Source organism: Corynebacterium sp. HMSC036D03, from assembly GCF_001836185.1.
Classification (GTDB): Bacteria; Actinomycetota; Actinomycetes; order Mycobacteriales; family Mycobacteriaceae; genus Corynebacterium; species Corynebacterium simulans.
Window position 1 is genome coordinate 313,929 of the sequence record NZ_KV827737.1, and the last position, 11,733, is coordinate 325,661.

13 protein-coding genes are annotated in these 11,733 nt (G+C 60.0%); 1 reads left to right on the top strand and 12 read right to left on the bottom strand.

The genetic code is table 11. The features are described from left to right. Positions 1-32 precede the first annotated feature (32 nt). The 7 genes from HMPREF2692_RS06305 to HMPREF2692_RS06335 all read right to left on the bottom strand — a co-directional run bounded on the left by HMPREF2692_RS06305 (position 33) and on the right by HMPREF2692_RS06335 (position 7,071). Positions 33-584 (bottom strand): hypothetical protein, encoded by a 552-nt coding sequence (locus HMPREF2692_RS06305; RefSeq protein WP_061920366.1) that lies wholly within the window; start codon positions 582-584, stop codon positions 33-35. After that, a complete protein-coding gene (locus HMPREF2692_RS06310; RefSeq protein ID WP_235590992.1) occupies positions 581-1,396 on the bottom strand; it encodes an MFS transporter in 816 nt (271 codons plus the stop codon). The genes HMPREF2692_RS06305 and HMPREF2692_RS06310 overlap by 4 nt, the downstream gene beginning before the upstream one ends. Before the next feature lie 64 nt (positions 1,397-1,460). Continuing rightward, positions 1,461-2,438: a porphobilinogen synthase gene (gene hemB / locus HMPREF2692_RS06315; RefSeq protein ID WP_061920364.1), complete on the bottom strand. Its 978-nt coding sequence runs from the start codon at positions 2,436-2,438 to the stop codon at positions 1,461-1,463. A gap of 99 nt (positions 2,439-2,537) precedes the next feature. Next, positions 2,538-4,217: a bifunctional uroporphyrinogen-III C-methyltransferase/uroporphyrinogen-III synthase gene (locus HMPREF2692_RS06320; protein WP_061920362.1), complete on the bottom strand. Its 1,680-nt coding sequence runs from the start codon at positions 4,215-4,217 to the stop codon at positions 2,538-2,540. Between the two features lie 215 nt (positions 4,218-4,432). Beyond that, positions 4,433-5,320 carry a hydroxymethylbilane synthase gene (gene hemC, locus HMPREF2692_RS06325; RefSeq protein WP_061920360.1) on the bottom strand — a complete coding sequence of 296 codons (888 nt, stop codon included), beginning with the start codon at positions 5,318-5,320 and terminating at the stop codon, positions 4,433-4,435. Positions 5,321-5,337: 17 nt separating this feature from the next. After that, positions 5,338-6,705, bottom strand: coding sequence for a glutamyl-tRNA reductase (locus tag HMPREF2692_RS06330; RefSeq protein ID WP_061920358.1), 1,368 nt, complete (start codon positions 6,703-6,705; stop codon positions 5,338-5,340). Positions 6,706-6,819: 114 nt separating this feature from the next. After that, the gene (locus HMPREF2692_RS06335) at positions 6,820-7,071 is read right to left on the bottom strand and encodes a glutaredoxin family protein (RefSeq protein WP_061920356.1); all 252 of its coding nucleotides are present in this window, start codon (positions 7,069-7,071) and stop codon (positions 6,820-6,822) included. A gap of 138 nt (positions 7,072-7,209) precedes the next feature. Here HMPREF2692_RS06335 and HMPREF2692_RS06340 point away from each other — a divergent pair, with 138 nt between their 5' ends. Continuing rightward, complete coding sequence (locus HMPREF2692_RS06340) at positions 7,210-8,226, top strand: HAD-IB family hydrolase (protein WP_061920387.1); 1,017 nt, start codon at positions 7,210-7,212, stop codon at positions 8,224-8,226. A gap of 55 nt (positions 8,227-8,281) precedes the next feature. Here HMPREF2692_RS06340 and HMPREF2692_RS12635 read toward each other — a convergent pair whose 3' ends face one another. The 5 genes from HMPREF2692_RS12635 to HMPREF2692_RS06360 all read right to left on the bottom strand — a co-directional run bounded on the left by HMPREF2692_RS12635 (position 8,282) and on the right by HMPREF2692_RS06360 (position 11,728). Continuing rightward, positions 8,282-8,383 (bottom strand): 30S ribosomal protein bS22, encoded by a 102-nt coding sequence (locus tag HMPREF2692_RS12635; RefSeq protein WP_003855542.1) that lies wholly within the window; start codon positions 8,381-8,383, stop codon positions 8,282-8,284. 244 nt (positions 8,384-8,627) lie between these two features. Then, the gene (locus tag HMPREF2692_RS06345; protein WP_005527601.1) at positions 8,628-8,816 is read right to left on the bottom strand and encodes a helix-turn-helix domain-containing protein; all 189 of its coding nucleotides are present in this window, start codon (positions 8,814-8,816) and stop codon (positions 8,628-8,630) included. Between the two features lie 236 nt (positions 8,817-9,052). After that, positions 9,053-9,844, bottom strand: coding sequence for a pyrroline-5-carboxylate reductase (gene proC, locus HMPREF2692_RS06350; RefSeq protein WP_061920354.1), 792 nt, complete (start codon positions 9,842-9,844; stop codon positions 9,053-9,055). A 153-nt stretch (positions 9,845-9,997) separates the two neighbouring features. Further along, on the bottom strand, positions 9,998-10,789 hold the full coding sequence (locus HMPREF2692_RS06355; RefSeq protein ID WP_061920352.1) for a Yip1 family protein: 792 nt from the start codon (positions 10,787-10,789) through the stop codon (positions 9,998-10,000). Positions 10,790-10,798: 9 nt separating this feature from the next. Next, positions 10,799-11,728, bottom strand: a complete 930-nt coding sequence (locus HMPREF2692_RS06360) for a Ppx/GppA family phosphatase (RefSeq protein ID WP_082778541.1) — start codon at positions 11,726-11,728, stop codon at positions 10,799-10,801. Positions 11,729-11,733 lie beyond the last annotated feature (5 nt).

Consider the following 11,733-nt stretch of genomic DNA (forward strand, 5'->3'; position numbering starts at 1 on the left):
CTAGTTAGCTCTGCCTTGGACAGGCCCGCGAGCTAGAAGCGCGGATTACGCTCGCGCATAAACTGGTTCGAATCCGGGCGATAGAGCAACAACAACGCCACGGCCAGCACAACCGGGATGGCCACTAGGCCGAGCCCGCCCACGCCCAAGGCCATGGCGGCAATGTTGACAAACAAGCTAAAGGCAATCGCGATGGTGATGATCCGACGCGACCACTTGGAGCCATGCGGCAGTTGCGGCGCGCACAGCGCCATCACGAGCGCACACACGATGTTAGAAATAGCCACGAAGTTGCGGTTGCGGGACAAATAATCAGCAACCTGCTTTGAGGCAGCGACTTCTTCCGCGCCAGAGTCACCGAACATGCCAATCATGCCGGAAACCAGCATGATGATCGCCGCAATCACGAGCACCCAGTAGGCAAAGCGCAGCGACTTCGGCGCGCCGCCGGCACCCGCGGTGTCTACTTCGGACTGCTTGCTTCCAGCCTGCTTGCGGCCAGCGCGGTTGTAGTCCACCGGACCTGGGCGCGATGGGTCGCCCTTAGGCTGGCCACTTCCCTGGCCAGGGAACATGCTTGTCATCGGCGCGGCTCCTGCTCATCCTTGCCAGCCTTCGCATCCTGCTTTTGCTGTTGCTGCTTTTCCATCAGCTCTTTGCGCTCCTGTTCGCGGCGCTCGCGTTCCTTCTCGCGGCGTTCCTGCGCCAGCTCTTGCTCCAGCTTGCGCATCTGCTCCAGCTCGCCGGTGTAATCCAGCGTCTCTTCCTTAAGCGAGAAGATAAGGCCCATTACTGCTCCGACACCAACCAGGATTTGGTTGATGCCATCGCCGGCAATCAGCCAGTCCGGCGCCTCATTGCCCGCGGGCGTGGCGAGGAAGACGAGGAGCGTGCGGAAGGCAAAGAAGAGGGAGAACGCGAACCACAGGCGGCGTCCGGTTGCCGCGGCTTTGCCGCCCTTATTGAGTAAGTGCAGCATCACTGCGAGAACGACGATGATAACCAGCGAGAGCACGGAGGAAAATGCCACCGAGCCATAGCCGATTACCTCAATCAAGGAATCAGAGACCTTCTGACCAGAGTCCTGCGCGGCTTCCTCCGCCGTCTGGCGTGCCTGGGCAAAAAGCACCGAGCGATTCAGCAACGTCATCACCAGGTTCAAAATCTGGTGAATGACCTCCAAAGCCAGCGTGCCCGCCCACAGCTTCAGCATGAGGTTTACGGCCTCCGTGCGCTCCTTCGGAGCCTGCGGCGGCTTGGCATTACCTGTCTGCGGCGCCCCACGGTGCTGCGGCGCATGCTGCGGGTTTTGAGTCTCCGTTCGCTCCTTCGGAGCCTGCTGCGGCTGTGGAGGCTGCTGATTCTGAGGGGGCTGAGGGGAAGCCGGAAGTGTCACAAAATTCCTTATGTACTGTATATTCGCGAAAAATTGGCCAGTGGCCGCGGAAAGAAAGAAGCGGCTACTTCAGCAAACGAGCGGCGTCGGTGGCGAAGTAAGTAAGGATCTGATCCGCACCGGCGCGCTTGAATGCGGTCAAGGACTCCAGCATAACGGCCTCTCCATCAATCCAGCCATTTTGCGCAGCGGCCTTAATCATCGCGTACTCACCAGAAACCTGGTAAACCGCAACCGGCACGCTAGAGCGCTCAGCCGCAGCGGCCAGCACATCGAGGTATGGCAGGCCCGGCTTGACCATGACGAAGTCAGCACCTTCCTCAATGTCCAAGTCGATCTCCAAAAGGGACTCGCGGAAGTTGCGCGGATCCTGCTGGTAGGTGCGGCGATCTCCTTCTAGGGAGGAGCCCACGGCATCGCGGAACGGGCCAAAGAAGGCAGACGCGTATTTTGCGGAATAAGCCATGATGGCGACGTCTTCATGGCCGGCTTCGTCAAGCGCCTCACGGATGGCGGCAATCTGGCCATCCATCATGCCGGAAGGGCTAACCATGTGAACACCCGCGCGAGCCTGCGAGCGAGCCATGTCTTGGTACAGGCTGACGGTCTTATCGTTAAGTACGCGTCCGGATTCATCGAGCATGCCGCAGTGGCCGTGCGAAGTGAACTCATCCAGGCAAGTATCTGCCATAACGATAAGGTCATCGCCGAACTCCTGGCGCAGCTCCGCAATACCGCGGTTCAAGATGCCCTCCGGATCCCAGGCAACGGAGCCGGTGGCATCCTTGTCTTCCTCCCGCGGAACGCCAAAGAGGTCAACGCACTTAACGCCCGCATCGAGTGCTTCATGGGCAGCGCGCTTGAGGGAATCGAGCGTGTGCTGATAGACGCCCGGCATGGAAGTAATTTCCTGCGGCTTATCGATGCCGTCCATGATGAACATCGGCAGGATCAGATCCGCAGGTTGCACGGAAGTCTCCGCGACCAATTCGCGGAAAGCAGCAGACTGGCGCAGGCGGCGGGGACGGCGAACAAGGCTCATGAATATTTCTCCCTAGAGGTCTTTTTCTTTGCCTCGCCAGTCTACTCATACTTTAGTTGCAGACTAACCTTGCCCCGCTGCCAGACGGATGCGGCAGACTTAAGCAGACTTGGTCGCCTTCTTACGCGAGCGGCGCTTCTTCCGCGGTGCCGGCAGGTTGCCCGCAGCGCGCAGGGCGGCAACGTGTTCAGCCAGGGCGTCGATAAGCGCTGGCACCTCAGCAACCTCCGGGACCACGTCGACGCGCAGGCCCAGCTCTTCGGCGGCGGCCTTCGTGGAAGGGCCGATGCAGGCGATGATGGTGCGCGCGTGCGGCTTGCCGGCGATGCCGACTAGGTTGCGCACGGTAGAGCCCGAGGTAAAGGCCACGGCGTCGAAGCCGCCGGACTTGATCATGTCGCGGATCTCCGCCGAAGGAGGGGCGGCGCGCACGGTGCGATAAGCCACGACGTCATCAACGTCCCAGCCCAGCTCCTCCAGGCCGGTAACCAGGGCATCGCCCGCAATGTCCGCCCGCGGCAAAAGCACACGGCCCACAGCGTCGATGTCTTCGACATAGTTCGGGAAGACCTCGACCAAGCCCTCAGCGTTTTGCTTGCGCTTATTCGGCAGCAGCTCCGGGACCATGCCCTTGGCGCGGATGGCATCGGCGGTCTTGGTGCCAACGGCGGCCAAGTGAACGCCGGCGAAGTCGCGGGCATCCAGGCCCAGCTCCGCAATCTTGTTCCACACTGCAGAAACCGCATTCACGGAGGTAAACACGATCCATTTGTAGCGGCCTTCCACGATGCCCTTGATAGCGCGATCCATCTGCGCCGGGTTGCGAGGCGGCTCCACCGAGATAGTCGGCACAGACTGCGGGATGGCGCCATAGCCGGCCAAGCGCGCGGACATGGCAGCTGCCTGCTCCTTGGTGCGTGGCACCAGCACCCGCCAGCCATAGAGCGGACGATTCTCCCACCAGGAGTACTTGGAACGATCGTCAAAGCTGCGCCCCAAGGTCACCACGAGGTCGCCGGGCAACTCGGCGTCGAGCTTGCCCAAAGTTCCCAAGGTGGTCTCATGCGTGCGCTGCAGACGGGTGGTGCCGTGAACAGTCACGTAAGCCTCAATGTCCGCAGACATGCCGCGCTCGATGAGCTCCCGGGAGATCACCGAAAGGTCGGCGGCGGTTGCCTGCAGTACCAGCGGCTGGGTAGCGCTTGCCAGCGCATCCCAATCAGCGCCTTCAGTAATATCCGCCTCGGTATAAGTAGCGCCCAAAGCCAGACCAGCGAAGGAAGGAACGGTAGAAGGCAGGGACATGCCGGGTACTACCTGGAACTCCAGGCCTTCGGCGGCCACGGCCGAGATTTCTTCCTTGATGGACTCGCGATTGAGCGGATTACCGCTGACTAGGCGGATGACGTCAAGTCCATCGGCTTCTACCAAGCCTTCGCGCAGTTGCGCCACGATGTCTTCAGATTGCGGCGCATAAAATACCGCTGCCGTTGGCGGAGCAGGACGCGGCGGCTTGCGGCGCGCGCCAGCCTCCTTGGCCTCCGCACAGATGCGCGCGTACTCTTCTTCCGCGGCGTCGAGAAGCTCCTGCGGTACGGGAACTGCGCGCGCGACGACGTCGCGGATTCCGGAGGAAACCTCTTCATCGACGATTGCGATTGCGTTCGCCTCGAGAACCTCGCGGGCGCGGACGGTCAACAGGTCAGGATTGCCTGGGCCGGCGCCTACAAAAACGACTTTTCCCAGTTCAGACTGAGTGTCCGGCACAGCGTTGCTCATAAGGTTCTTTTCTACGTTTGGGCCTCAGGCACCACGCACGGACATGATCGTGCGCGGCGAAAACCCTGCGACCAGCGGGCGGTGTTCTTCACAGCGTATTAACGGCCAAAATCCCAGGCCAGAAGTCCTGGGATCAAATTAAGGGGGGCCGAATCATTGGAGGCCAATGATTGTGTGCTAGATACACCTTAAATTATCAAGGCCTAAACAAAAAATTAGTTACCCAGCAGCTCGGCTGCGCCACGGGAGAAAAGCTCCTCAGATACAGCGCTGCCCAGTGCCGCAGCATCGTTCAGGGAACCGGAAGCGGTGGCCAGAAGTTGGCGAGAGCCGTCAAGCGCGAATACGCCGCCACGAACGGTGAGCTTATCGCCGTCCACCTCGGAGGTAGCTGCTACCGGAGCGGTGCAGCCGGCCTCTAAGCGGGAGAGCACGGTGCGCTCGCCCAGTGCGGCCGCAGTTGCTTCCTCATCAATGAGGGTTTCGATGGCACAGGCAGCCGCAGAATCCTTGACAGCCTCGATGGCCAGCGCGCCCTGCGCCGGGGCCGGCATGAAGTCTGCAGGCGAGAAAACCTCGGTGGCACGGTCCTGATAATCGGCGCGCACCAACCCGGCATAGGCCAGCACCACGGCATCAAGCTCGCCGGAGGTTACCTTGCCCATGCGGGTATCGATGTTGCCGCGCAACGGCTGGATGTCCAGGTCCGGGCGCACCGCCTTGAGCTGGCTGATGCGCCGCGGCGCCGAGGTACCCACGCGCGCGCCCTCCGGCAGCTGCGCCAAGGTAAGTCCATCGCGCGCCACGAGCGCCTCGCGCACGTCTTGCCGTTCCGGGACGACGAGGAGGAAGCGTTCGTCCGCTGCCGTGGGCAGATCCTTGAAGGAGTGCACCGCGATATCGCATTCGCCGGCATACAGCGCCTCGCGCAGCGCCTGGGTAAATACGCCCACACCGATGCGCTCGACCGGCGCCATGTTGACGTCACCGTGAGTGGTGACGATGTGGAGCTCAGACGCAAAGCCCTTGGCCGCCAGCCAATCGCGCACGTGGCCGGACTGCGTCGTAGCGAGCTTGGAACCGCGGGTACCGATCTTGAACATATTTTTAAAAGTTTCCTCTAATTAGTGCTTTGTTCTTGGCTCTTTTTGACTTCGCTCAAGGCTGGCAGATCCTCGACGTCTACGGAGACGCCGCTGCCTTCTAACTGCAGACCGAACAGCTCCTGCAGCGCCCTTTCATGGCTGACCGATCCGGAGTTAGCAGCCAACTGCTTAGCTCGCACCGTCGGCTCGTGCAGTAGCTTGTCCACCACGCGTTTGAGGGCACGGGAGACATCATCCATCTGCTTTTCATCCAGTTCCGGGTGCTTTTGGTTCAGGCGGGCGACTTCGCATTCGACGAGGTCGGCAGCGCGGCGTCGCAAAGCGGATACTGCGGGAACGACGTCGCGCACGCGCTGTGCGGAAGCATAGGATTCAAGCTCCTCGTTGACGATGCGGCGAGCCTGCGCGTGCGGGCTCGTTCCTGCAGCGATGTCGGTGTCAGCGGCGTTGAGCGAGCGGCTCAGGCGCTCGATGTTAACCAGATCAACGTTATCGATGTCCGCCGCGGCATCATCGATGTCACGCGGCAGGGAAAGGTCGACGAGCATCAGGGCCTTGCCTTGTGCGCCGTGCTTGGCGACGTCGCTTTCAGTAATGGTGAAGTTCTGCGCGCCGGTGGCAGAAATCGCCATGTCTACCTGTCCTAAAGCCTGGGCACGCTCGCCAAAGTCAATGACCTCAGCGCGCACGCCCGCCTCATGCGCATGGGAGGCAAGGCGCTCGGCGCGCTCGCGGGTGCGGTTAGCGATGACCAGCTGGGCGCCTAATCGTCCCGCGTGGGTGGCGGCCAAAGAAGCCATGGCGCCCGCGCCCAGGATAAGCACGCGCTGGCCCTGCAGGTTCTCCTGCCCCATGCGCTGTAGCGCCTGGTCAAAGGCAAAGGAAACCATCGAGGAACCGGCCTCGTCGATGTTGGTCTCAGTGTGCACGCGCTTACCGGTGTGCAGTGCGGACTGCGCCAAAGCGTGCAGTCGTGCGCCGACCGTGCCCTGGTCCGAGGCCGATTGATAAGCCGCACGCACCTGGCCGATGATTTGTTGCTCGCCCATGACCATGGAATCAAGACCGGAGGTCACCGTCATCAGGTGCTCGGCCGCGGCATCGGCGTAGCGCACGTACAGGTAGCGGCGCAGGTCCTCCTCCGGAACCCCGGAAACCTCAGCCAGCACGTGCACCACGTCCTGGACACCGGTGTGGAAGGAATTGGTGACCGTGTAGACCTCCATTCGGTTACACGTGGAGATGATCATGGCCTCGGAAAGAGATTGTGCAGAAACCAGCTCCCCGCAAGCGGTGTTTTGCACCGCGTCATCCATGCTTAGTTTCTCCAGCAGCGCTACTGGTGCCGACTGGTGGGACATGCCCACGACGAGCACACTCATGCACAATCCTCCACTTTCAGATCAACCCTTTGATTGACATAAATCAACCAAAAGCCTAATAGTTTATCCGGCTTTTGCCGAACTAAGGCTGTGCTAATTAGGGGCTAATTAGGACTAATTAGGGCTAGCCGCAAGCTCGGCTGCGAGCTCTTCGTTGTCTACTTCCCAGCAGGAGAACTCTTCTCCGTCAATGACTACAACGGGCACACGGTCGCCGTATTCCATTGCCAATTCTTGGTCTTCATCAACGTTGCGGATATAAAAATCCGCTCCGGCGGCTTCTACTACTGGGGCAATTTGCTCCCGTACCCTAGCGCAAGAACCGCAGGTAGTACGAACCATCAACTCTACGACACGGCGCGACATATCCCTATTTGCTCCTGACTTTGGCGCTTTATAAAAAGACGCCATTGGTCGAAAGGTTTACTATGGACACGATAGTCCGCCTCCCCGTCGAAAGCTGCATGCGTACCCGTGTCCTCTGCGTCCCCCACCCCACCCGGAATGCCCGATTCTCCCCGCGACTTCCTCGCGAATTGGACCGCCAGCCGGGGAAATCTACGCAATTTTCTTGAGAACCAAGCATTAGCGCCGCTTGACGACGACGCACAAAAGACCGCTGGTGAGGCTGCTGCACGCGCTGCGGTGGATAGCATTTTCGGCCTCGACCTAGAGTCCTATCACTCGGGCGTGGATTCCGTGCAGGGTTCTTTTGAGTCCGCCGGCGCGAAGAAGATCACCCAGCCGGATCCGGATGTCCCACAAGACGCCGGGGCCGCGGCCTTCTTCGACGTGGACAACACGCTGATTCAGGGCTCTTCCCTGGTTGCTTTCGCCTTTGGGCTCTACCGCAAGCGCTACTTCAAGCTCCGGGAAATCCTGCCCATTGCGTGGAAGCAGTTGAAGTACCGCGTCTCGGGCAGTGAAAATGCCGACGATGTCGCCGCTGGCCGCGTGCAGGCCTTGGACTTTGTCAAAGGCCGCTCGGTAGAAGACATGGTGGCACTGTGCGAGGAAATCGTCGATGCTTCCCTGGCCCGCCGTGCATATCCGGGAACCAATCAGCTGGCGCAGCTGCACGTGGCCGCGGGCCAGCAGGTCTGGCTAGTAACCGCGACCCCGGTACAGCTGGCCCAGGTGCTGGCAAAGCGTTTTGGCTTCACTGGTGCGCTCGGCACCGTGCCTGAGGTAAAAGACGGCAAGTTCACCGGCCGCCTGCTGGGTGATATCCTGCACGGCCCTGGCAAGACCCATGCCGTCGCGGCACTGGCCACCATTGAAGGCCTCGACCTAGAGCGCTGCACCGCCTACTCGGACTCCGTCAACGACGTACCAATGTTGTCGATGGTTGGCACCGCCGTAGCGATTAACCCCGACTCCAAGCTACGCGACGTCGCCGAAGACAACGGCTGGCTCATCCGCGACTACCGGTCTGTGCGCAAAGCCGTGCGCGCCTACGGCCTTCCTGCCCTGGCCACCGCAGCCTTCTCTTATGGCGGCTGGCGCTGGATAAGAAAGTAGCGCCTTTGCGACAAAAAGGCCCCGGCTCCCTTTCGGGAAACCGAGGCCTAAATGTTTACTTGCCAAGCTTACGACGCTGAACGCGGGTGCGGCGCAGCATCTTGCGGTGCTTCTTCTTGGACATGCGCTTACGGCGCTTCTTGATGACAGAACCCATAGTAGGTTTCCTCACTTTCGAGATCAGTACGTACTAAACCTGCCAGCCACAGCCTGGAAATGGCCGCTAAGGTGCACTTCTCAGCAACCCCACGCTTTGCGAACAAGGCGTGGAAGACGCAGGACCGCTGGCACGAATGGTGACTATCTTACCCAGTCGGGGCCTACGTACCAAAAAAGACAGTGCCCACCACCGCAGACCAAGCTGGTCAGCAGAGGTGGACACTGTCGAAGGCGCGAGTATTTTAAGCTCCGTAAACGGAAGCCTCGAGGTACTCGTTAACCGCAGACTCGTGAACGCGGAAAGAGCGTCCAACGCGAACTGCCGGCATTTCGCCTGCGTGAACCAAACGGTAGACAGTCATCTTGGAGACTCGCATGATTTCTGCGACCTCGGCGATGGTCAAAAAGGTTCCCTTATCTTCATTAGCCATAGTTTATCTAACCCTTCAGCCCGTGACGCGCTGTAGGCTTCCCCTCCCACAGGACATTCACGCACGTGCTCGTACCAGCCTATCGTGAAACCTGTGACTAATGCGACCCAAGAGCCAAATTTTTTCCCAGGTGTCCCCCAGCTCTCGCCAAACTCCCCGCGCAACTGGTGTCACACGAGGATCGGCCGCTCTGATTTTTGGTCCACATTGGGGACACCCGTGCTGCTAGGAAGCCTTTAGCCAAGCTCCTTGGCACGCTGTGCGCATGCTTCTGCCGCGCGGTAGAACGCGCCACGCAAGCCGGACTCCTCCAACTCGCGCACTGCTGCCGCAGTCGTGCCGCCTGGGGAGGTAACGCCAGCACGCAACGCGAGCGGCTCACGGCCGGACTCGACGAGCATGGCACCGGCACCAGAAGCCGTCTGGGTGGCCAGCTTCGTCGCAACGTCACGGGTAAGACCCAGCTGCACGCCGGCGTCGACAAGCGCCTCAACAACAAGGAAGAAATAAGCCGGCGCGGAACCCGCCAACGCTGCGGCTGCATCGATGTCCTTTTCAGCAACGACTGCTACTTCACCGACGGCACCCAGAAGCTCCACAACGCCGTCGAATTGCTCCTCACTGACGTGGGTGCCCGCGGTAGCCGTGCTCATGCCCTTGCCCACCAACATCGGCGTATTCGGCATAACGCGCACAACCGGCACTCCGTCACCGGCAGCGGCCTCCAGCTTTTCTAACTGGATGCCAGCAGCCAGGGACACTGCGACAGCGCTTGTAGGAATCTCTGCTTCTGCGAAGACCTCTTCAATGGCATAAGGCTTCACGCAGCCAAAGACGAAGTCTGCATCCTTCACAGCCGCCCTGTTATCGCTCAAGGTCTTAACGCCGTAGGTCTTTTCCATATGCGCGCGACGATCCTCGCTGCGGTTAGTCACGACGATGTCCGCACCGTCATAGCCAGCGTTCACGAGGCCCGAAACGAGGGCCTCACCGATTTGTCCTCCACCAAGTACTGCAATTTTTGCCATGCCAACCACAGTGCCAGAAAGCCTGCGGCCAGGCCACCTTGTTACCCGCTCCTTTACACCTTGGGCTTAGTCTCCTCGCTGTCGATATACAAAAGCGCACCGCCTGCTTTAAGAGCTAAGCGGTGCGCTTTATAAGGTGCGATGAATTTTCGCCTACATAACGATGAGCAGCGGGCCGAAGGTCAGTACGAGACCAACGAAGGCAGCCAGCGCCATCGAGGCGCCATCACGATTGGTACGCAGCACGTGCACCAGAGCAACCATGAGAGCGGTTACAGCAACGGCCAAGATGGCAACGATGGAGCGGGAGAAGCTATCCCAGAGAATCTCGAAGCCCTTGAAGACGATTGCGCCGAGCACGATTCCTACGAGAGCAAGCAGCAAAACAGAGAACGGATTGAGCTTCTCATCATCTTCCTCGTAATCCGCATCAGACTCAGTCTCAAGCAAGTCCTTCTCCTGCGCCTTTACCGGAACGCTGTTGCCCATTTCCGCGCCAGCGCCCGCCGCAGTGGTACCAGCAGCCGCAGTGGTTGCCGCAGCAGCCTTAGGAGCCTTGCTGTCGTCCTTGGAATCAGCCTGCGCAGGCTTAGCATCTTCAGCGTCCTGCTTTGCCTCAGGCTTGTCCGTTACGCGCTTGATAACGCGGGTGTCATCGGTAGAAGGCTGGGAAGCCTTGTCCGCGGCCTGCTTTTCATCCTGCTCCTGCTTTGGGGCAGGGATGACTGGAGCGGTTTCGTCGATGGAGACATTCGAGTGCTTCGACTCGGCCGGAGTTGCCTTTACTTTTTCCAGGTTGCCGGTGAGCTCGGCAACCGAGACGCCACCGTCTTCCAAACTACGGCGGCGGCGACGGCGTGAACCGCCCTCAGAATCAGCACCAGCGCGCTCCTTCGAGTTACGGGCGAGGAGCTCCGCTACTGTCAACTGTTTTTCGTCAGCCACGTTTATTTCCTATTCCAGTCCCTTATCGGTTCGTCGCAGAATTACGCCTTCGCGGAGTGCCCAAGGGCAGATCTCCAGCTTCTCGATACCCAAGGCACGCATGCTTGCCTCAGCCACCAATGCGCCAGCGACGATTTGATGCGATCGGTTAGAACTTACCCCTTCGAGGTCTGCTCTGTCTGCTGCGGTCATGCGGGAGATGAATGAGATGAGCTGACGAAGGCCCGGTGCGGTCAGCGTACGCTTTACATAAGGGCCCGCAGAAGACGGTGCGGCACCGGTAAGTCGCGCCAGCGTACGGAAGGTTTTTGAGGTACCCACAGCAAGCCCCGCGGTACCCATTGCACGCATCTGATCGGTCACTGGTACCAATTCCGCATCAATGTAGTCGCGGAGCATATTGACCTTGGCCTTCTCAGGCGGATCGGTGTCGAACCAATTGTGGGTCAAGCGGCCCGCGCCCAGGTCCAGAGAAAATGCCAAGTCGGGATGCTCATCAGTACCGGTGGAAAGCTCCAACGAGCCACCGCCGATGTCCAAGTTGGTGATGCGACCTGCAGACCAGCCGTACCAGCGGCGCACGGCCAGGAACGTCAGACGTGCTTCTTCCTCGCCAGAGAGGATCTCCAGACGTACACCCGTCTGCTTTTCCACCTGATCAAGCACGTACTCAGAGTTCGGGGCAGAACGCACTGCCGAGGTAGCAAAAGCAATGAACTCATGACAGCCCAACTTTTGCCCCAGCTCGTTTGCTTCAGCAACCGCCGAAATCAGCTTCTTCAAGCCTTTTTCGTGGATGTTGCCGTCCTTATCCAACTGCTCCACAAGACGCAGCGGAGTCTTCCAATCGCTCATCGGAGTCGGGCGTCCACCCGTAGCGGCGTCAACCGCAACGAGGTGAACAGTGTTGCTTCCGACGTCTAATACACCTAATCGCACACTCC